Origin of the sequence: Aliarcobacter vitoriensis (genome assembly GCF_003316695.1) — a bacterium.
Classification (GTDB): Bacteria; Campylobacterota; Campylobacteria; order Campylobacterales; family Arcobacteraceae; genus Aliarcobacter; species Aliarcobacter vitoriensis.
In genome coordinates, this window is the sequence record NZ_PDKB01000015.1 from 1 (window position 1) to 21,492 (window position 21,492).

The following is a 21,492-nucleotide window of genomic DNA, read 5'->3' on the forward strand; positions in this document are numbered from 1 at the left end:
CTTCCAAAGAAGCTGCTGCTTCATTTGAACTTAAATTCAATTTATCTACATTTCCTAATAGTACATTTGAACTTTTATCTAATGTTAATCCATTTGATTTATTTTCAACTAACATTTGAGTTATTGAATCTCCAAGATGATTCACTCCACTTGCAAGTTTTAATAAATGTTCTTTTAAACCTTTTTCATTAATTTTATTTAAATAATTATAGTTTGAGTATTGTTCTAATACTTTTAATACATTATCTATATTATTCTCTAAATTAGAAGCCATATTATTCAAAACTTCTTTTAATTGCATCAAAGCTGGATTTGAAACAGTTATATTTAATCTTTGGCACAAATCTCCCTGTTCAAATTCACCTAATACAGCTATTGTTTCATCTATTAATTTTCTATCTTCTTCTATTCCTGCTTTTGTTTTTATTATATTCTCATTTACTACTTTTGCCATCTGTCCAAATTCATCTTTTGAACTATCTTCTAAAAGTTCTGTTGTATTTGATTCTCTATTTAAGTATGCAAAAAATCCCAATAATCCTTCTTTAAAGTTATTTATTGATCTTATTATTGAGTTTGATATTAACATTGATATTATTACAAATGTTATTATTGAAAATATAGCAAGAATTACTAAATCTATATTAAGTGTTTTATAAGCTTCCTCTCTTAGTTCTACGGCACTTGTATTTATTTCAATAAGTTTATTTTCTAATTCTAAACCTATATTTACCATTTCAGATATTCTATTTTGTATCTCTAATGATTCTTCTAAATTGCCAACCTTAAAGTTTTCTAATCGTTGTTGTGATAAATCATCAAAAAACTTCATATAATTATTTGATAATTTTAAGACTTCTTCACTTAACTGAATATTCTTTTTATCTACTAAAATGGATTTTAGTTTTACAACATCTTCATCCAACTTTTTAAAGTTATTAACAACATTTTGTATATTATTTTCGCTAGGTGTTTTTAAAAACTGATAAACAGAAATTCTACCTTTTAAATTTTGCTGTATAAATTCTTCTGTTGATATTGCAACATTATTTCTTGCATTTGCTATAGAACTAAAGTAGTTATACACAAATCCTGAAAATATAACTATTAATATAAATAGTATTGGAAACAAAAATAGTTTCCCTCTTGTGTTAAATTTTCCTAACATCTTTTTTATCCTTCATCATTTTTTTTTCTATTCTTATTCTTACATCATGAACTTTTTCAATGCTATCTTTATAAAACATTTTTTTGGATATATCATCGAAATTATATTTATGTATTGAATACTCTTTTTCAAGACATTCTAGTAATTTGATAGTTAGGTTATAAATTTCTAAAGTTTCTTTATTTTCCATATTCCCCACTTTGAGTTTGTTTAAATCTTATCTTATCTTATCTTTCAATTAATGAACCATTTGAATTTAGTAAATATTTTATGTCAAAATATATATTTAGATATAATACAAATTATGAGAAATATTTCGTTTTATATAATAATAAATAAGCTATACAATATAAGTCTTTTTAAATATATCAAATATTTAAAAGAAGAAGTTTTAAATACACAATGGTTTAAAAAAGCTTGTAAAGAGAAAAAGATAGTTGTTAAATATCTATCAAAAGACTATTTTACAAATTTATCATCAAATATATATTTTAAATATGATAATAACAAAAGTCTTTTTTATAAACTATTTTTATTAAAATTTGAATACAAGAATAAATTAGAAGATAATAATCACTTAAAACTATTAAATATAAATATAGTAAATGAAAGTAGATTTTATGTTATAAATTATTTATTAAATTTACAAAAAGGTTTTTTAGATACAAATCACTTTTTTAATATGAAAATAATATGTAAAGAAGAATTTATAAATAATTATAAAAAAATATATAATAGATATTTAGATAAATCTATATTGTCTAGGATTCTTACTAATACATATTTTTTATTCAACAAATCTATTCATAAAATAAGTCATTTAATACCTAAAAATAGATTTATATATTCAATTTATATAAAAGACATAATAAATAATAATTTTGGTGTACTAAAAAGTGATAATGATATAGCTAATATTTTATATGAAAAATATGGTATCAAATTAACAAGAAGAGTTGTATGTGATATTAGAAATAAATATTTAATTCCAAAAATTAGAGAAATAGATGTATTACAAATCTCAAAATTTTTTTCAAGTAAAAAAGTATTAAATAAAAAAAACATATCCTTATTGTCAAATAATATTCAAGGAGTTTATGAAATATCATCAAATAAAGATATTATATATCCATTTTTAAAAAATAAGGTAATTTATATTGGGTCATCAAAAAATTTAAAAAAAAGACTTAAAACTTATACTACAAAATATGTACATATAGAAGAGATTAAAAATATATTAGAAAAAGGTGATGTTTTATATTTTAGATTTTTTAAAAGTTTTGAATATAGAGATTTTGAAAGAAAAATTATAAATCATTTTATATATTTTTATGGAGATTTACCAAAATTAAATACTCAAAGAATTATTTCTTGATTTTTGCAAATTCTTACTTTATCTATTGAAAAACAGTCATTTGATATATTTCTAACACTATTATCTTTATATAAATGAACTATTTTATGTATAGATCTTAACTCATCTTTTGAGAATATTCCTTCATCAAAATCCTCATCTAATTTTGCAAATCTTAACTCTTTAAAATTGTCTTTTTCTACTATCTCAATATCTAAAAAATCCATAAGTTCTTGTATGAAATATACTCTATCATCATCTTCTTCTAAAATTTCTTCATTTAAAATGATTTCAAAAAGTTCACTTAGAACCAAAGCTTTTACACCTCTTTTATCTTTTATAAATGTTTCATTTATGATTTTAGAGTTACAAAAATTAAAATGATTGTATTCCATAAAAAATAGCATAAGTTCTATTTTTTTATTACTTAAAGCTTTTGTTTGTTTGTGTAACATATATAAAATAATATTTGCAACTTTTGTCATATTAATGTACAAAAATACTCCTTTTTCTACTTTTTGATAAGTATATAATAAATTATATATTTTTACAAATTTTTAAAAATAATTTTTTATATCTTTAAATTTTTATAAAATAATACTACAACGACTTTTTAGCGACTTTGTAATTGTATAATTTTTAGATAAAAAATAGAAAATAGAAGGATTAAAAATGGTAAAAAAAGCTTCAAAGGTAATTGTGTTGTCAATTGTAACTTCTTTTGTGATTACGGGGTGTGCTATAAAGCCTGAACCAATATTAAAAGAAGAGGTAAAACAACAAGTAGAAAAAGATTTAAGTGTATTAAATGAAGTTGTTTTACCTGTGACTAAACCTATTTCACTAGATGAAGCAATACAAAGAGGACTAACATATAATTTACAAAAAAAAGTAAAAGTATTAGAAACTGCATTATCTCAACAACAATTGGATTTAGTATATTATGATATGTTACCAAGTCTTACTGCAAGTGCAGGATATTCAGAAAGAAATAACTATTCTGCAAGTGCAAGTACTTCATTTGTTGATGGAAAACCTCAACCTTTAGGGAATAATCCTTCTTATGCAGTTTCTCAAGAAAAAGAAAGAACAACAGCTGATATTACTTTTAGTTGGAATATTTTAGATTTTGGATTATCATATGTAAGAGCTCAACAACAAGCAGATAAGTTACTAATAGCAAAAGAGAAAGAGAAAAAAGTAGAACATAATTTAACTCAAGAGATAAGAAGAGCATACTATCAAGCAGTATCAGCACAAGATTTATTAAAAAGAATTCAACCTATGTTAGCTGAAGTAAATCAAGCTTTAAATGATTCTAAACAAGTACAAAATCAAAGAGTGGCAAAATCTCCAATGGAAGCTTTATCTTATCAAAGAGAGTTACTTGATATTTTAAGATCTTTACATACTTTAGAAAGTGGATTGATTTCTGCAAAAATTGAATTAGCAGAATTAATGGGATTAAAACCAGGAATTGAATTTGAACTAGCAGATAAAGTTGAAGAAAATTATGAGATTCCACAGTTTAATATGAATCTTGATGAAATGGAAAAAATAGCTTTAGAAAATAGACCTGAACTTCTTGAAAGTAGATACCAAGAGAGAATTTCGCAAAAAGAGATTACTGCTGCAAAACTTAAAATGTTACCAGGTATAAATTTAAGTACATCATTATCTTATGAAAATAGTGACTACTTATTGAATAATGATTGGTATTCTTATGGTGCAAATGTTTCATGGAATTTACTAAATGTATTTAAGGCTAATGAGATGAATAAATTAGCAAAAACTCAAGTAGAAGTAGCAAAAGAGCAAAAATTAGCTCTTTCTATGGCTGTATTATCTCAAGTTCATTTATCAATAGTGAAATTTAATCAAGCTAAAAAAGAGTATTTACTTGCAAAAGATTATTTAGATGTTACTGATGATATTTTTGACTTAACACAAGTTCAAAATGAGTTAAATCTTAATAGTAGATTGATTTTAATTAAAGAAAAATTGAATCATATTTTAGCAACTTTGAGATATTCATCGTCTTATGCAAATGTACAAAATAGTTATGGAAGGATTTTTGCTTCTTTAGGAGTAGAGAAAAAAGATTTACAAAAAGAAGAAATAAAAGTAGATAATTCTTCTAATAATCTTATTGTAGCTAAAGAAGATACACAAATAAAAGAAAATGATATAAAAGATGAAATCAAACAAGAGATAAAAAAAGATGAAACTCCTGTAAAAAAAGAGATTAAAGTTGATGATAGCTTTTATAAGAAAAATTTTTATAAATCAAAAATATCAATTTATGAAGGTGAGAAACTTTCTATAAATGGTGAAGATTATATTGTAAAAAAATCAGATGATATATCAAAAATAGCAGTACAGAAAGGTGTAACACTAAAATCAATAGTAATTGATAATTTTTGGTTAGTAGAAAAAAATAGAATAGAGTTTAAATAAATATAAGGGTTTTTTATGAAAAAGTTTTTCAGTTTTATATTGTTATTTTCAACTATATATGCAAATGAAGATTTAACTGCAAGAGCAGTTATTGTTTCACTTGATAAAACTATATTATCAAGTGAAATTGCAGGTGAAATCATAGAATTATCAAAATATGAAGGTGACTCTTTTAAAAAAGGTGAAACTTTGATAAGACTTGATTGCTCTATTTATAAAGCTCAAAAGAGAAAAATTGAAGTTGAAAAAAATATAGCAAGATTAGAACTTGAAAAAAATAAAAAACTTGATGCTTATGGTTCTGTTGGAACTTTTGAAATACAAATTTCTCAAGAAAATTTTGATAAACAAAAAGCTGAAAGTGATATTGCTTCAATAAATATTTCAAGATGTGAAATAAAAGCACCTTTTTCTGGAAGAGTTGCTTCTAAAAAAGTATCAAAACATCAAAGTATTAAACCTCAAGATGAACTTTTAGAAATAGTAGGATTAGAAAATCTTGAAGCTAGAGTTGTTGTACCTTCTTCTTGGCTTGTTTGGTTAAAAAAAGGAATGGAAATTGATTTAAGTATTGATGAAACACAATCAACTATTAAAGCTTTGGTTGTACAAATTGATTCAATTATTGACCCTACAAGTCAATCTATAACTGTAAGAACAAAGTTGGTGCAACCGTATGAGAATATTATTCCCGGAATGAGTGCAACAGCAAAATTTTATCAAGAAAGTAACTAATTTTAGGAGTAGATTATGAAAAGAAGAAATATGAAAAAACCAGTAATAAGTGCTTTAGAGCAAAGAATCCTTTTTGATGGAGCAGCAGTAGTAACTGCTGTTGATGTTCTTGATAATAGTAGCTTTGAATCAAAATCTACTACAAAAACTTCAAATGATGTTACACAAAATAATGCTGAAAATAGTGTCCATGAAGCACAAGCAGTTCAAGGTTTTGAAAGAACAAAGAAAGAAGTTGCTTTTGTGGATATTACAGTTAAAGATTATCAAACTTTAGTTGATGGAATAGGAGAGGGTGTTGAAACTTACTTAGTTCGTTCTATGGATGAAATAAATTCAATACTTGAAAATGAAAAAAATATAGATGCAATTCATATCCTATCTCATGGAGATATAGGTGAAATAAAAGTTGGAAATGATGTATTAAATCAAAATACATTAAATAACTTTGATGAAGTTTTACAAACTATGAAATCTTCTTTAAGTGAAAATGGTGATATTTTACTTTATGGTTGTAATGTAGCAAGTGATGGAACTGGGCAAGGATTTATAAATACTCTTGCAAATATAACTAAAGCTGATGTTGCTTCTTCAGATGATATAACTGGAAGTAGTGCTTTAGGTGGTGATTGGGAACTAGAAGTTAGTAGTGGAAATATAGAAACACAAAGTTTAGTTATTGAAGATTATAATTACTCTTTAGCTAATTCTGTACCTTATATTTTAGGAAAAGAAGCTACTACTGTAAATGAAGATGGAACTATAACTATTAATGGTTTTGAAGTAAGTGATGCTAATACAAGTGATACTTTAACAGTTAAAATAGTATCACAACATGGAACTTTAAATTTAACAACTACAACAGGAGTAACTGTTAGTGGTACTGATACAAGTACTTTAGAAATAACTGGAAGTAATCAATCTCAATTAAATACTGCTTTAAATACTCTAAGATATACTCCAAATGCAAATTATTCTGGTTCAGATGCTTTAACTATTACTGTAAATGATGGTAGTGAAGAACAAGGGTATAGAATTAGTCAAACAGGAAAGTTTTTTAGTACTGTAACTGGACACTATTATGAATTTGTAAATGCTTCAGGTATTACTTGGGAAAATGCAAAAAATGCTGCAGCTGCTAAAACACTTTATGGTTTAAAAGGATATTTAGTAACTATAACTAGTGCAGCGGAAAATCAACTTATTAGTTCTAAAGCAAATGGAAATGGTTGGATAGGAGCTAGTGATGCAGCTTCTGAAGGCACTTGGAGATGGGTAACTGGACCTGAAGCTGGAACACTATTAAGTAGTGGTTATACTAACTGGGCAAGTGGTGAACCAAATGATTCTAATGGTGAAGATTATGCACATTTTTATGGAACTAGTAGCGATACTAATTATACTAAATGGAATGATTTTGCAGGGAATAATAGTAATATTACTGGATATATCGTTGAATATGGTGGATTAGCAGGTGATAGTTTACAAACTGCAAATCTTACTATTACTGTAACTGCTATAAATGATGCACCAACAATAGAAGCTACAAATACAGTAAATTATATAGAAAATGCTAATGGTGTAGTTTTATCTCCAACTTTAACTTTAAATGATGTTGATAATCCCACATTATTAAGTGCAACAGTAAGTATAAGTTCAGGACTTATATCTGGAGATAGATTAAACTTCACAAATAACAGTTCAACGATGGGTAATATAACAGCTTCTTTTAATAGTTCAACTGGAGTTTTAACACTAACTTCATCTGGAAAAACTGCAACTTTAGAACAATGGCAAAATGCTTTAAGAAGTATAACTTATGATTCAACAAGTGAAGCTTTGAGTTTAACTCAAACTGCTAGAACAATTTCTTGGGTTATAAATGATGGAAGTTTAAGTAGTGTTGTTGATACTTCTACTATAAATGTTACAGGAGTAAATGATACTCCTACAATTACAGTAACAAATACTACTAATGAATTTACAGAAACAACAGATTTAAACTCTCAAAACTTAGCTTTAAAAACAGGAACTATAACTTTTACTGATTTAGATAATAATGTAACTATATCAACAACACCAAGTAGTGTTGTTTGGAGTGGTGGAACTCTTGATTCAGCAGTTGCAACAGCTTTAATAAATAACTTTACTACTTCAATAACAAATAATGGTACTACTCAATTGGGAAATGGAACTTGGACTTATGATAGTAGAAATATTGATTTAAACTTTTTAGCACAAGGTGAAACAATCACATTTAGTTATACTGTAACTGCAACTGATACAGCTGGTACAACTGCAAGTAGGACTATAAACTTTACAATTACTGGAACAAATGATGCTCCTGTATTTGGAACAATAGAAACAACAAACCCTACAATAGAAGCTCCAATAGCAGGTTCAACAAGTCCTAATGCAGGAGTTGAGGTATTTAATAATGGTTCACTTAGATTTGGAAATGGTTCAATAGATTCAGTAAATGCAAGTACAGGTATGCTTGAACAACCTTGGTATTATAAAGATGGGACTTGGTATAAATTAACATTTAGTTCTTATCAACTAAATATGGCAATTGCTGCAGATTATAATTCAGGAAGTAGTAAAACAGATATTGATTGGAATCTTGAAGGTACAGTAAATCTTACTCCAACTTTTATAAATACAAGAGTGGATAATTCTGGATTTAACTCTGTAACAGGTACAGGAACTATTGTTTGGACGGGTGAAATAAATGTTGGAACAGCAAGATTAGAAGTTACAAATGTATATACTTTAAATGCTGATTCAAAATTTGTTAAAGCAAATACATATATAAAAAATATTGGTACTACTTCAACTGAAAACTTGAGATTTTGGGTTGGTACAAGAGATGATTATGTGGCAGGAACTGATAGTCCTGCTAAACAAAAAGGTAATATTGTAGATGGTGAATTTACAATGATTTCAAATCAAAGTGAACAAGCAAAAGCTATCAAAGTTTATACGGGAACAGGAGCAAATGCAACAGCAGTATTATTTTATTCAACTAATTCAAATGTAAATACAGTTATTGCTCCAGGATATGGATGGAGTACATCAAATCAATATTCACCAGGAATTGATCCATTAAATTCAGTAATAAATCAAACTTATGATGATGGTGGATACGCTATGTTTACTAATTTGAATAATGTTGAAGCTGGTAAAACAGTAATGTTTGATTGGTATTATGCAGCTGGTGCTGTATCTGAATTATCTGATATTACTTCAAGTTTAGAAAGTGAAACATCAAGGAATCTTCAAGAAAGTAGTACTTCTTTAGTTTTAAGTAGTGACTATACTATAACAGATTTAGATCTTACTGATGAAGTTAATGTTGATATAACTTCTGTTGTTGTAACTCCTCCTAATGGTTTAGTAATACCAGTAAACTATACAAATGATATATTAAAAGATATGTTAAGTATCAACTCAAATCCAGTTATAAGTAGTGGTGATACGACAGGAACAGTTTCTTGGGAATTTAATTCAGGAAGTGATTATACATTTAACTTCTTAGGTGCAGGACAAACTCTTAGTTTAGTTTATACTTTAACTGCAACAGATAATCAAGGTGCAACTGCGACTACAACGGTAACTATTTTAATTGATGGAACAAATGATGCTCCAACTATAACTGTTGAAACAGGAGATTCAGATGCAAAAAGTTTGGTTGAATCAAATTCTTCTCTTACATCTAGTGGAACTTTAAGTATAACGGATCCAGATATAACAGATAATTTGACAGGTACCTCTTTTACTCCTTCAACTGTAAATGTAGTAGCTTCTGGAATGACAACAGGATTGTTAGCAAATAATAGTAGTTTATTAAATATGCTTTCTCTTAGTGTTCAAAATGAAAAAATTAATTGGACATTTAACTCAGGAAATGAGTATTTTAAATATTTACCAAAAGGTGAAACTTTAACTCTAACATATACTATAAAAGTAGTAGATTCAAGAAATGGAATTGCTGAAAAAACTATAACTATTGATATTGTAGGGATAAATGATCCAGTTTCTTTAAATTCTGTAGCTACAATTTACTATACAGATACAGATGGAAATGATATATTTACTCCAACAACTGCAAAATTAAGTGCAACTGATATAGATAGTAACACTGATTTTATTTATGGTATAAATGGTGGAACATTATCTGGTTTAATAGTCACTAAAGTAGGAACATATGGAACACTTACTCTTAATTCAAAAACAGGAGTATATACATATACACCAAATGCAAATGCTATAAATTCATTATCAACAAATGCCTCTGAAATATTTTTATTTAATGTAAGTGATGGTAAAGGTTCTATTGATACTAAAAATTTAGTTATTGAAATAGAGTCAGTTAATGATGCACCATTATTAGGAGGAGTTGAAAATCCTCAAACTTTTGTAGAAAATGGCTCAGCAGTACAAATTGACCCAAATATTACTATAACTGATTTAGAAGGTACAAGCTATGATGATGGATATTTATCATTTAATATAACTACAAATAAAGATAATTTAGATAGTTTATCAATAGCTTCTATTGGAGGTATTTCAGTCGATGGTACAAATGTAAAATATGGAAATAAAATAATAGGTACAATAGACTCTATTTTAAATGGTCAAGCTGGAAAAGAGTTAAGAATTTATCTAAATGAAAATGCTTACTCTTCTGAAGTTCAAGCATTGGCTAGAGCAATAACATTTAATAATCCATCTGATAATTTTAATGACAATTCAAGAGCAGTTGAAATTAAAGTAAATGACGGTGGAAATGGTGGAGAAACAGCTTCAAGATACAGTATTAAAACAGCTAATATCAATTTAGAATCTATTAATGATTTGCCAACTATAAATTTAGGTGAAAATACATTTATAGTTGAAAAAATTATAGGACAAAATGATAATGGAACGTTATCTTTAGGAAACATTTTAAGTGTAGTAGATTTAGATGGAGGTACATTAACAGTAAAAATTGAAGCTACTAATTATGGAACAATTACTGTGAGTGATTCTATTTTAAATGGTGTTGATGCTTCACAAATCAGTGGAAATGGTTCAAATATAGTTACAATTACAGGAACAGTAGATGAAATAAATGCTACTTTAAATGCTATAAATAGTGTAACTTATATAGCTGGATATGGAAATGATTTTATAACTCCGGGAGCAAATTATTTAAAAGTTACTGCAATAGATGATTTAGGTGGTGTTTCAACCTCTCAAAAGTTAGTTTTGGTAATGCCAGCAATTCCAAATATTTATAGTGATAATGTAATTGGAAAAGAAGATAATAGTTCAATTATAAATATAAATGATTTAGTTACAGATATAAATAATAGTGGTGGAACTTATATCTTTGGTACAGGAACACCTGATATAACTGATTCGAATGGAAATATAACAACAGCTGGAAGTTTGGTAGCTTTTAGTTCTACTGTAGAAATTAAAGATGGAAATGGAAAAACTATAGGTTATCAATTAACTAACGGTAAACTTATGTTAAATGAGGGTAAAAATAGAAGTGATGATGCTGATTTTGCTAAATTTACATTTATTCCAAATGAAAATTGGTATGGAGTTGAAACTTTCCTTTATAAATTTACTTCAAATGATAACGAAGTAAGTAATATAGCACGAATTGCTATATTTGTGGCTCCTGTTAATGATAATCCTACAATTGCAGTTATAAATAATAGTATTAAAATAAATGAAGATAATTCGATAATATTTAAAAATAGTAATACAATAACTTTAGCAGATTTAGATGTTATTGATAATACACAAATTTTAGAATTAACATTAAAAGTAAATAATGGTAAATTAGAATTATCTAAAATGAATGGATTAACTATTTTAGAAGGTTCAAATAACTCATCAATAGTTAAAATTCAAGGAAGTTTATCAAATCTACAAAATGCTATTAATGGTTTAAAATATACTCCAAATCAAGATTATAATGGAAGTGATAGTCTGACTATCAAATTAAATGATAAAGGAAATATTGGTGAGGGAAATATTTTAGAAAATACAAAAGTTATAAATATAACAATAAATGCTGTAAATGATGTACCAACATTTACTGAACAAATTACTAATATAGACGCAAATGCTAAAATAACAGGAGTTTTACCAGCAAGTAATGTTGATGGTGGCTCTGTTACTTTTAGTGTAGATGGAGAAGTTCCTAAAGGATTTATATTAAATAGTGATGGTTCATATAGTTTTGATTCTTCAAGTTATAATTATATAGGAGAAGGAGAAACAGATACTATAATAATTCCTATAAAAGTGACTAATGCTCAAGGACTAACAACAGTTTCTAATTTCTCAGTAACAATTGCAGGAATAAATGATGCTCCAACAGTTTCTTCAGAAAATATAGATACTAAAATCTCTTTTGGAGATACATATTCAAAAGATATTTCAAAATTATTTAATGATAAAGATATAACAGATACTCTCAAATTTGAAGCTAGTAATTTACCACAAGGATTGAGTATAGATCCAAATACTGGAGTTATTTCTGGAAGAGTTTCTCAATCGGGGACTTTTGTAATTACTATTAAAGCGACAGATTCTCAAGGTGTAAGTATAACAAGAACATATAATATGTTAGTTGTTGCACCTCCTCAAAATAGTGATAATGGAAATTCTAGTGGAAGTAATAGTAATATCAATGATATAAATAATAATATATCTGACAATATCAATAATATGAACAATATTATTAATAATAATTCAAGTAATGGATTAAATAATAGTGATAGTTTATCTAATGATTCATTAAATGGTAATGGATTAAATAATTATATAAATAGTAATAGTTTATCAAATAGTGATTTAGGTGTATTAAATTTTGGTAATGGGAATAATTCTGGGATTATTTCTAATATAGGAGTTGGATTTTTAAATACAGGAACATTTAATAGTGATGGTTCTTTTTTAAGCAATAATTCTTCTTTTGAAAATAATGCATTATCATCAGAAGATAACTCTTCACAAAATAATAATAGCCAAAATAGTAAAAAAGATAGTTTATCTGAACAAACTAACCAAAATACAAATTCACAATCAAATGGAAAAAATGATGAAAAAGGAGTTCTTCAAGCTAATATAGATCTAAATGTATTAGCTAATGGTCAAGTTAGTTTTGTTCAAGAAAATCAAGATTCTTTTTCTATTGTTGGAATTACGATTGAAGATATTAGTATAAAAGATAACTATATTGAAATTAAAGTTATTGATACAAGTTTATCTCAAAATTTTGTTGTAACTCAAATAGATGGAAGTCCTCTTCCTGCTGGGTTGTATTTTGATCCAAAAACAGGAAATATTACAGGTTCAATTCCAGAAGATTTAGAAGAGTTAAAAATAACTATTAAAGCTATAAATTCAGATGGAACAACAAGAGTTTTAAATTTAAAACTTGATTTAAAAGAGTTAAAAAATAAAAATCAAGCAGAAGCTAAAGAATTTATAGGATTACAAGAACAAATTGCTTTTGAAAATCAGAAATTAGATAGTTATGGAACTTATCTTATGAAATTATTTGCTTAAAGCATAGAGTAAAATTTGGAATCAAATATATCAAAACTTCTACAATTAGAACATAATTGTAGAAACTGTGAAAATATAAAAGAGCTATATTTTCAAATAGTAAATGGTGTAAGAGGTATTGTAAATTATTCTCAAGGAGTTTTATTAACTATTGATTTAAAAGGAAAATATAAAGTTGTAGCAGTATCTGATATTTCAGTTATTGATTCAACTTCTCCTTATATTCAATGGGTAGAAGATGTAGTTGTAGATTTAAACCAAAAAGAAAAATCAAAAGATATATTTATTGTTGAGGTTAAAGATGATTTAAAAGAGATAAATCTTAATTTAATGCCTGAATTCACACCTTCAAATATAGTTTATATACCTTTAAAACAAAAAGAAAGTGAATATATTTTTCTTTTATTTAAAGAAGAAAAATGGCAAGAAAATGAACTTCTAATGTTAAAACATATCTCTTCATCAATATCTTATTTTTTATTTGCTATGAGAAGTTGTGGCTTTTTTCAATCTTTAAAAAAATTGTCACTTAAAAGCAAATATTTTAGAATATCTGTAGCTTTTTTAATACTTTTTATGTTCTTACCTGTGAGATTGTCTGTTTTAGCTCCCTTTGAAGTTGATGCAAAAAATCCTTATGTTGTGTCTTCACCTTTAAATGCTGTAATTGAAGAAGTTAAAGTTTTTCCAAATGATAAAATAGAAAAAAATCAACTTCTAGTTCAGTTTGATGATGTAGATTTTACAAATAATTATCTAGTTGCAAAAAGAACTTTAGATGTAACAAATGCAGAACTTTTTTCTACTAAGCAAAGTAGTTTTTTAGACCCAAAACAAAAAAGTCAAATATCTCAACTTGAAAATCAAGTAAAATTAAAAGAGGCAGAACTATCTTATGCTAAAGAGCAATTAGATAAAACAAAAATTTATTCAAAAGAAACTGGTATAGCAATTATTAATAATCCAAATGATTGGAAAGGAAAACCAGTACAAATGGGTGAAAGAATTTTTTTAATAGCAAATGCAAATAATATAGAATTAAAGATTATGCTTCCTGTTAGTGATGCTATTTTTTTAGAAGAAAATGCAATAATAAAAGCATTTTTTGATAACGATCCAATAAACTCGTGGAGTGCAAAAGTAAAATATATCTCTTATAAACCTGAATTAACTGAACAAAATATCTTATCTTATAAAATAGTTGCAAATTTTGATGATATAGAAGAAAATGGCTATGTTCCTTCAATTGGTCTTAGAGGAACAGCAAAAATTTATTCAAAAAAAGTATCTTTATTTTTCTATTTGTTTAGAAAACCAATAACAAGTCTAAGACAATGGATAGGTTGGTAATGCTTGAAGAACAACAAATATTTTTACCAAAAATTAGAGATGATTTAAATCTACTAGAAACTTCAGTTTCTGAAGATGGTTCAAAAAAATGGCTTTTATTTGACCCTATTTTAAATAAATATTTTGATATTGGTATTGATGCTTTTGAACTAATTTCAAATTGGCAAAGTAGTATTGAAGTTGAAGAGTTTTTAGAGATTTTAAAAAATAAAGAATATGAAATTGATAAAGAATCTTTGCTAACTTTTATTGATTTTTTAATTAATAATAACCTAATAATTTGTGATGATTTGAAATATACAAATAGAATGATAAATATTCAAAAACAGTCAAAACAAAATATTTTTAAGTGGTTGATTCATAACTATCTTTTTATAAGGATTCCTTTACTAAAACCAGATGCTTGGCTTGAAAAAAATAAAACAAAAGTTGATTTTTTATATTCTAATCTTTGGCAAAATATAGTTTTGATTTTAGGCTTTATAGGAATTATTTTTGTTTTAAGAGATTGGGAAAATTTTAGTTCAACTTTTATGTATTTATTTTCAAAAGAGGGATTTTTATATTATTTTTTATCTTTAGTTTTTGTTAAAAGTTTTCATGAATTAGGACATGCTTTTACAGCAAAAAGATATGGTTGTAAAGTTCCAACAATGGGAGTTGCTTTTTTAGTTTTATTTCCTGTTTTATATACTGATACAACTAATGCATGGAAATTAAAATCAAAATATCAAAGATTAAAAATAGTAGTTGCAGGGATGAAAGTAGAAATTTATCTAGCATTGATTGCTACATTTCTATGGTCTTTTGCTCCTACTGGAATTTTAAAAAGTATATTATTTATAATAGCAACAACAAGTTGGATTAGTTCACTTCTTATAAATATTAGTCCATTCTTACGATTTGATGGATATTATGCACTTTCAGATATAACTGATACTAAAAATCTACAACCTCGTTCTTTTGCAATGGCTAGATGGTTTATAAGAAAAAATATTTTAGGTTTGGATGAAATAAAACCTGAAACTTTAACAAAACAAAAAGAGAGATTTTTTATAATTTATGCTGTTGGAACTTGGATTTATAGATTTTTCTTATTTTTAGGAATTGCTGTTTTAGTTTACTATTTTGCTTTTAAAGTTTTAGGAATAATATTATTTTTAGTCGAAATTATTTGGTTTATTTTATTACCAGTTTATAAAGAATTAAAAATTTGGTGGAGTAAAAAAGCTCAATTAAAATTTAATAGAAGAAATAAAATCTCTTTAGGTTTATTTTTGTTTTTTTTACTTTTGATATTTATTCCATGGAATAGTACTATAAAAATGCCAGCAATAATAGAATCAAAAAATTATTTTGAGTTTTATTCAAGTGAAGATGGTTTTATAAAAGATATTTATTTTACAAATGGAGATAGTGTAAAAAAAGGACAATTATTACTTATCATAAAATCCCCTGAAATTGATTTTAAACTCTCTTTACTTCAAAAAGAAATACAACAAATAAAACTTGAAGTAGATAAACAAGCAGGTTTCAAAGAAAATCTAGATAAAAGATTTATTTTAGAAGAAAATTTACAAAAAAAATTTAATGAACAAGAGGGCTTAGAAAAAATTATAAAAAAGTTTGAAGTAAGGGCTAATTTTGACGGAAAAATATATTTTAATGATACTTTTAAACAAAATCAATGGATAAGTAAAAAAGAACCAATTTTTACTTTATATGATAACTTAGATTATAGAATAGTTGGCTTTTGTAATGAAAATGATTTTAAATTATTAAAAGATAAAACTAAAAGTAAATTTATTTTTAGTTCAGGAGATATAAAAGATATTCATTCAAATATAACAACAATTTCAAAAATCTCTATTCCTTATTTAGAATTTATAGAATTATCTTCAGATTTTGGTGGAGAAATAGCAACAAGACAAGATAAAAATAAAGGGATAAAAACAGAACAAGCTTACTATAAAATAACTGTTGATTTAGGAGATAAAGCTCTACTAAACTTAAAAAATAGAAAAGTTGGTATTTTAGTGACTTCTGGTGAATATTCTAGTTTTATATCAAAAATATTTAAAAAAGCAATTTCAGTAATAATTAGAGAGAGTGGATTTTAAACTCTCTCTACAATACTCATCAAAATATCTCTATATTCATTTAGTTTTTTCATCTTTTCATCATCTCCACCATTCAAATCTGGATGATATTTTTTTGCTAACTCTTTATATCTTTTTTTTACTTCTTCTTTTGTAGGAGTTGAAGAAAAACCAAAAAAATCTTTTGCTTCATCTAATTTTGAATTTTGTGTATAAAAATTCCCTTGAAAATTACTATTATTGAAGCTATTATAGTCAAAATTTTTAAATTCATTGTAGTTAAAACCTTGGTTTGAAAAAGATGAACTATCAAATCTAAATTGATATTGTTGAGCTTTTTTTAGTAATTGTTTTTTTATATAGTAAATTAATAGTGCAATTACCAATATAATTCCACCTATAATCATCAAAAACGTTCCAAAATTTGTAAATATTAAGTATAAAATTCCAAAAAATATTGCTAGTCTTATAACTGAAGCTAAAAAATCCATAAAAATTGCCTTTAAATAAATTTGGGTATTATACAAAAAGAAAATTAATTGAATATTTATGAAATAAAGGATTTTTGTGGATTATAGTGAGTTTGAAAAAGCTGTTGATATGTTTGGTATTTTGACAAGAATGTCAAAAAAAGATTTGAAAAGTAAATATTTGAAATTATCAAAAAAATATCATCCAGATATGAGTGATGGAAGTCATGAAAAATTTACAGAACTAAAAAAGAGTTACGATTTACTTTGTGAGTATATGGATAATTATAGCTACTCTTTTGAAATAGAAGAGTTTAAACATCAATTCCCATCATTTACAAGCTATAAAAATTGGGTTAAATAGGAGAAAAAATGAGAATTTTTATATTATTGATATTGTTTGTAATGTCAAGTTTTGCACAAGGTTATTCAAAACCTGATATTGAAAGAATGATAGCAAAAATGGTTATTTTGGGATTTAATGGTGAAAATGTAAGTAAAAATAGTCAGATTTACAAAGATATTGAAGCTGGACTAGGTGGAGTTATATTGTTTGATAAAGATCCAAATGATAAGAATAAAGTTAAAAATATACGAAATAAAGAACAACTAAAGAAACTAAATCAAGATTTACAAGCTATATCAAAACAGAAGTTACTTATATCTATTGATCAAGAAGGCGGAGTAGTACAGCGACTTAAAACAGATATGGGGTTTGTAAATACTTTAAAAGCTAGTGAAATTGCACAAAAAGCTGAAGAGTTTGCTAAAAATAGTTATCAAGCAATGGCAAAAGATTTAAAAGATGTTGGTATAAATGTTGATTTTGCACCTGTTGTTGATTTGGCTTTAAATAAAAATAATAAAGTTATTGTTACACGTGGAAGAAGCTTTGGAGAAAGTTCAAGTGAGGTTACAAAATATGCTTCTATTTTTGTAGATGAACTAAAAAAACAAAATGTAATTTCAGTATTAAAACATTTCCCTGGACATGGTTCATCTTTGGCTGATTCACACTTAGGTTTTGTTGATATTACAAAAACTTGGACTAAAAAAGAGCTTGAACCATATAAATATTTTATTAACAATAACAAAGTAGATATGATAATGACAGCTCATGTTTTTAATGAAAACTTAGATAAAAATTATCCTGCAACTTTGTCATACAATGTAAATACAAAACTTTTAAGAGAACAACTAAAATATGATGGGGTTTTGATAACTGATGATTTGCAAATGAGTGCTATAAGCAAACATTATGACTTAAAAACTACTTTGAGATTGTCTATAAATAGTGGTGTGAATTTACTACTTTTTGCAAATCAACTAGCAAAACCAGTAACTTTAAAAGAGATTGTCGATACTGTTTATAGTGAAATTTTGAGTGAAAATATAAGTTTAGAAAAGATTATTGAGTCAAATAAAAAAATTGATAAATTATTAAATAATATATAAAATACAAGGAAATAAAATGTTTAAAAATGAGATAGAAACATCTATAAAAATAAATTCAAAAGCTGATAAAATATGGCAAGAGCTTATAAATTTTGATGAATATAAAAATTGGAATCCATCTATTATCGATGCTAGTGGAGAGTTAGGTGAAAATAGGACTCTAAAAATTGTAGTAAAAATAGATGAAAAAACTATGATTTTTAAACCAACTATTTTAAAATGTGAAGAAAACAAAGAACTAAGATGGCTTGGAAAATTTATATTTAGTGGAATATTTGATGGTGAACACTATTTTTTAATAAAAGAAAATAGTGATGGAACTTCTACATTTATCCAAGGTGAAAAGTTTTGTGGAATTTTAATACCATTTTTTGGGAAAATGATTTCGAATACTAAAAAAGGTTTTGAAGCTATGAATGAAAAACTTAAAAATAGAGTTGAAAGAGTTTGAGAGTTTAAAATGAAAGAGTTTTTAGAAGAGACGCAAATAATTGACTTTAAAAATGAAGAGGTTTTTAGTCTCGCACAAGAGTTGGCAAAAGATTGTAAAAGTGATGAAGAAATAGCAAAAAATTGTTTTTTGTATGTACGAGATAATATCCATCATAGTGGTGATTTTAAAGATGAAATTACAACTTATAAAGCAAGTGATGTTTTAAAATACAAAACTGGTTGGTGTTATGCAAAATCTCATCTTTTGGCTGCACTTTTAAGAGCAAATGGTATTCCTACGGGATTTTGTTATCAAAGATTATCTTGTAGTGAATATAAAAAAGATATTTATTGTTTACATGGATTAAATGCAATTTATCTAAAAGAGTTTGGCTGGTATAAAGTTGATGCAAGAGGAAATAAAAAAGGTGTAAATGCGCAGTTTACTCCACCTTTGGAACAACTTGCTTTTAAACTAGAAAAAGATGAGTTTGATTTACCAAATATTTATTCAAAACCTTTAGATGTTGTGATTGAAGCTTTGAAAAAAAATAAAACTTATGATGAAATGATAGATGTTTTTCCTGATGTTTCATTTTTAATAGTTGATTATGATAAAAAATATTTAAAACAAATAGTTGAGTTATTTACAAATACAGTTCATTATATAAATAAAAAAGATTACACAAAAGAGCAGTTAAATGCTTGGGCAAATCAAAATTATGATTTAGAAATTTGGGAAAAAAGATTTGAAAAATCAAAACCATATATTTGCATTTTAGAAGATGAAGTTGTTGGATTTTGTGAGTATTATGATGGATATATTGATTGTTTTTATGTTCATTTTAAATATCAAAATTGTGGCATAGGGAAACTACTTTTAAATCATGTATTTAAAATATTAAAAGAAGAAAATATAGATAAAATTAAAGCTGATGTAAGTATCACTGCAAAACCATTTTTTGAAGAATTTGGATTTAAAGAAGTTAGAAAAAATTTAGTGCTAAAAGAAAATATTGAGTTAGTGAATTTTAGTATGGAAAAATGAATTAAATAAAAGGATAAGATATGGCATTTTCAAAAGAAGAAAAAGCAGAACTTTTAAAAGTAAAGTTTGTAGGTGAAACTGTTATAAAAAGATTTGAGCAAATAGGAATTGACTCTTTAGAAAAGCTTTCAAATAGTAGTGTAGAAGAGATAACAGATATAGTTTCAGATATTTTAGGAAGTAGTTGTTGGAAAAACTCTCCACAAGCTAAAAAGTCTGTTTCTAATGCTATTCTTTTTGCGAAAGAGAATAAATAAAATGAAAGCAATGACATTAAATCTAGCGGTTAAAGATATAAAAGAAACTATAAAATCTTATCAAGAAAACTTTGATTTTGAGGTACAAATGCTAGTTGATGAATCAAAAACGATTTTTGATACACAAATCAAAGAAGAGTTAAACTATGTTTGGGCTATGATACAGAAAGATAATGTTTCTTTAATGCTTCAAAGTATAGAAAGTTTAAAAGAAGATATAGGAAACTTTTTTGAAAATATTGGAGCTTCTTTGACTATGTATATTGAAGTTGAAGAGGTAGATGAATTATATTTAAAAGTAAAAGACAAAGTAACTATTTATAAAGAAATCGAAACTACTTGGTATGGTAAAAAAGAGTTTTATATAAAAGATATAAATGGTTATATTTTAGGATTTACAAGCAAAAATAGTTGAAAAAAACTATATAATAAATAAAATTTAAAAGGAAAAAACAATGAATATTTTATTTTAATTCAAGGATAAAATCTAAAAATTACAATTATCCTTGATACTCAAACGGCAAAAATCAAGGAATTTTATGCAACATTTACAAATAAACAATCTTACATTTAAATATCAAGATACAGATATTTTTACAAATTTAAATCTCAGTTTTGAACCTTTTTCTTGGAATTGTATAGTTGGAAATAATGGATCAGGAAAAACAACACTTTTAAAACTTATTACAAAAAAAATCAAACCAGAAACTGGAAATATAGTTGGAAATGATTTGGTCTATTATTGCGAACAAAATCTCGATAAAACTCCTGATGGTTTTGAAGAGTTTATCTATACTTTCAATAGTAAAACTTTTAGATTAAAAGAGTTACTTCATATCCAAGATGAGTGGTTTTATAGATGGGAAACTTTAAGTTATGGTGAGAAAAAAAGAGTACAAATAGCAATTGCTTTATATCAAGAAATTGATGTTATATTACTTGATGAACCTACAAATCATTTGGATATTGATTCTATTGAAAGACTAGAATTGAAATTGTGGAGTATTACTAAAGAGAATACTCAAAAATTTACTTTGGTTATTTAAAGTATTAAATAACTTATATAAGATAACATAAAATAGATACAAAATA

At 25.7% G+C, this 21,492-nt stretch carries 16 protein-coding genes and 1 pseudogene; 13 read left to right on the top strand and 4 right to left on the bottom strand.

The genetic code is table 11. The features are described from left to right. Together CRU91_RS08840 and CRU91_RS08845 are read right to left on the bottom strand one after the other, a co-directional pair. Nucleotides 1-1,168, bottom strand: a pseudogene (locus CRU91_RS08840) (methyl-accepting chemotaxis protein); the annotation flags it as partial. Continuing rightward, the gene (locus CRU91_RS08845; RefSeq protein ID WP_113894867.1) at nucleotides 1,152-1,358 is read right to left on the bottom strand and encodes a hypothetical protein; all 207 of its coding nucleotides are present in this window, start codon (nucleotides 1,356-1,358) and stop codon (nucleotides 1,152-1,154) included. The gene CRU91_RS08845 and the pseudogene CRU91_RS08840, both read right to left, overlap by 17 nt. Nucleotides 1,359-1,418: 60 nt before the next feature. Between CRU91_RS08845 and CRU91_RS08850 the strand changes: the two genes are divergently transcribed. Continuing rightward, on the top strand, nucleotides 1,419-2,543 hold the full coding sequence (locus tag CRU91_RS08850; RefSeq protein WP_222718440.1) for a GIY-YIG nuclease family protein: 1,125 nt from the start codon (nucleotides 1,419-1,421) through the stop codon (nucleotides 2,541-2,543). Here CRU91_RS08850 and CRU91_RS08855 read toward each other — a convergent pair. Beyond that, the gene (locus CRU91_RS08855) at nucleotides 2,525-3,019 is read right to left on the bottom strand and encodes a DUF4065 domain-containing protein (protein ID WP_113894868.1); all 495 of its coding nucleotides are present in this window, start codon (nucleotides 3,017-3,019) and stop codon (nucleotides 2,525-2,527) included. The genes CRU91_RS08850 and CRU91_RS08855 overlap by 19 nt on opposite strands. A 175-nt stretch (nucleotides 3,020-3,194) precedes the next feature. On the opposite strand from CRU91_RS08855, the gene CRU91_RS08860 reads away from it, so the two are divergent. The 5 genes from CRU91_RS08860 to CRU91_RS08880 are packed head-to-tail and all read left to right on the top strand — an operon-like array spanning nucleotide 3,195 to nucleotide 16,759. Continuing rightward, nucleotides 3,195-4,979, top strand: coding sequence for a TolC family protein (locus CRU91_RS08860; RefSeq protein ID WP_113894869.1), 1,785 nt, complete (start codon nucleotides 3,195-3,197; stop codon nucleotides 4,977-4,979). 15 nt (nucleotides 4,980-4,994) lie between these two features. Continuing rightward, on the top strand, nucleotides 4,995-5,714 hold the full coding sequence (locus CRU91_RS08865; protein WP_113894870.1) for an efflux RND transporter periplasmic adaptor subunit: 720 nt from the start codon (nucleotides 4,995-4,997) through the stop codon (nucleotides 5,712-5,714). Between the two features lie 15 nt (nucleotides 5,715-5,729). Next, on the top strand, nucleotides 5,730-13,289 hold the full coding sequence (locus CRU91_RS08870; RefSeq protein WP_113894871.1) for a DUF4347 domain-containing protein: 7,560 nt from the start codon (nucleotides 5,730-5,732) through the stop codon (nucleotides 13,287-13,289). Nucleotides 13,290-13,304: 15 nt separating this feature from the next. Then, nucleotides 13,305-14,639, top strand: a complete 1,335-nt coding sequence (locus tag CRU91_RS08875) for an efflux RND transporter periplasmic adaptor subunit (RefSeq protein ID WP_113894872.1) — start codon at nucleotides 13,305-13,307, stop codon at nucleotides 14,637-14,639. Beyond that, nucleotides 14,639-16,759, top strand: a complete 2,121-nt coding sequence (locus tag CRU91_RS08880; protein WP_235826987.1) for a site-2 protease family protein — start codon at nucleotides 14,639-14,641, stop codon at nucleotides 16,757-16,759. The genes CRU91_RS08875 and CRU91_RS08880 overlap by 1 nt, the downstream gene beginning before the upstream one ends. On the opposite strand, the gene CRU91_RS08885 is transcribed toward CRU91_RS08880, so the two are convergent. Further along, a complete protein-coding gene (locus tag CRU91_RS08885) occupies nucleotides 16,756-17,229 on the bottom strand; it encodes a J domain-containing protein (RefSeq protein ID WP_113894874.1) in 474 nt (157 codons plus the stop codon). The genes CRU91_RS08880 and CRU91_RS08885 overlap by 4 nt on opposite strands. Nucleotides 17,230-17,305: 76 nt before the next feature. Here CRU91_RS08885 and CRU91_RS08890 point away from each other — a divergent pair, with 76 nt between their 5' ends. The 7 genes from CRU91_RS08890 (at nucleotide 17,306) to CRU91_RS08920 (ending at nucleotide 21,446) form a co-directional block, all read left to right on the top strand. Then, on the top strand, nucleotides 17,306-17,572 hold the full coding sequence (locus tag CRU91_RS08890) for a DnaJ domain-containing protein (protein ID WP_113894875.1): 267 nt from the start codon (nucleotides 17,306-17,308) through the stop codon (nucleotides 17,570-17,572). Between the two features lie 8 nt (nucleotides 17,573-17,580). Then, entirely contained in the window at nucleotides 17,581-18,663 is a 1,083-nt protein-coding gene (locus CRU91_RS08895; protein ID WP_113894876.1) for a glycoside hydrolase family 3 N-terminal domain-containing protein, read from the top strand. A gap of 16 nt (nucleotides 18,664-18,679) precedes the next feature. After that, nucleotides 18,680-19,114 (top strand): SRPBCC domain-containing protein, encoded by a 435-nt coding sequence (locus CRU91_RS08900; protein ID WP_113894877.1) that lies wholly within the window; start codon nucleotides 18,680-18,682, stop codon nucleotides 19,112-19,114. Between the two features lie 9 nt (nucleotides 19,115-19,123). Beyond that, the gene (locus CRU91_RS12260) at nucleotides 19,124-20,143 is read left to right on the top strand and encodes a GNAT family N-acetyltransferase (protein ID WP_222718441.1); all 1,020 of its coding nucleotides are present in this window, start codon (nucleotides 19,124-19,126) and stop codon (nucleotides 20,141-20,143) included. A gap of 20 nt (nucleotides 20,144-20,163) precedes the next feature. Continuing rightward, nucleotides 20,164-20,400: a helix-hairpin-helix domain-containing protein gene (locus tag CRU91_RS08910; protein WP_113894878.1), complete on the top strand. Its 237-nt coding sequence runs from the start codon at nucleotides 20,164-20,166 to the stop codon at nucleotides 20,398-20,400. A 1-nt stretch (nucleotide 20,401) separates the two neighbouring features. Then, nucleotides 20,402-20,815: a VOC family protein gene (locus tag CRU91_RS08915; protein WP_113894879.1), complete on the top strand. Its 414-nt coding sequence runs from the start codon at nucleotides 20,402-20,404 to the stop codon at nucleotides 20,813-20,815. Between the two features lie 124 nt (nucleotides 20,816-20,939). Further along, nucleotides 20,940-21,446 (top strand): ATP-binding cassette domain-containing protein, encoded by a 507-nt coding sequence (locus tag CRU91_RS08920; protein WP_113894880.1) that lies wholly within the window; start codon nucleotides 20,940-20,942, stop codon nucleotides 21,444-21,446. Nucleotides 21,447-21,492 lie beyond the last annotated feature (46 nt).

Bases quoted from the DNA above. Each gene is read 5' to 3' on its own strand.
- CRU91_RS08845 (WP_113894867.1), bottom strand. From the start codon at position 1,358: ATGGAAAATAAAGAAACTTTAGAAATTTATAACCTAACTATCAAATTA.
- CRU91_RS08860 (WP_113894869.1), top strand. From the start codon at position 3,195: ATGGTAAAAAAAGCTTCAAAGGTAATTGTGTTGTCAATTGTAACTTCT.
- CRU91_RS08865 (WP_113894870.1), top strand. From the start codon at position 4,995: ATGAAAAAGTTTTTCAGTTTTATATTGTTATTTTCAACTATATATGCA.
- CRU91_RS08870 (WP_113894871.1), top strand. From the start codon at position 5,730: ATGAAAAGAAGAAATATGAAAAAACCAGTAATAAGTGCTTTAGAGCAA.
- CRU91_RS08880 (WP_235826987.1), top strand. From the start codon at position 14,639: ATGCTTGAAGAACAACAAATATTTTTACCAAAAATTAGAGATGATTTA.
- CRU91_RS08885 (WP_113894874.1), bottom strand. From the start codon at position 17,229: ATGGATTTTTTAGCTTCAGTTATAAGACTAGCAATATTTTTTGGAATT.
- CRU91_RS08895 (WP_113894876.1), top strand. From the start codon at position 17,581: ATGAGAATTTTTATATTATTGATATTGTTTGTAATGTCAAGTTTTGCA.
- CRU91_RS08900 (WP_113894877.1), top strand. From the start codon at position 18,680: ATGTTTAAAAATGAGATAGAAACATCTATAAAAATAAATTCAAAAGCT.
- CRU91_RS12260 (WP_222718441.1), top strand. From the start codon at position 19,124: ATGAAAGAGTTTTTAGAAGAGACGCAAATAATTGACTTTAAAAATGAA.
- CRU91_RS08910 (WP_113894878.1), top strand. From the start codon at position 20,164: ATGGCATTTTCAAAAGAAGAAAAAGCAGAACTTTTAAAAGTAAAGTTT.
- CRU91_RS08915 (WP_113894879.1), top strand. From the start codon at position 20,402: ATGAAAGCAATGACATTAAATCTAGCGGTTAAAGATATAAAAGAAACT.
- CRU91_RS08920 (WP_113894880.1), top strand. From the start codon at position 20,940: ATGCAACATTTACAAATAAACAATCTTACATTTAAATATCAAGATACA.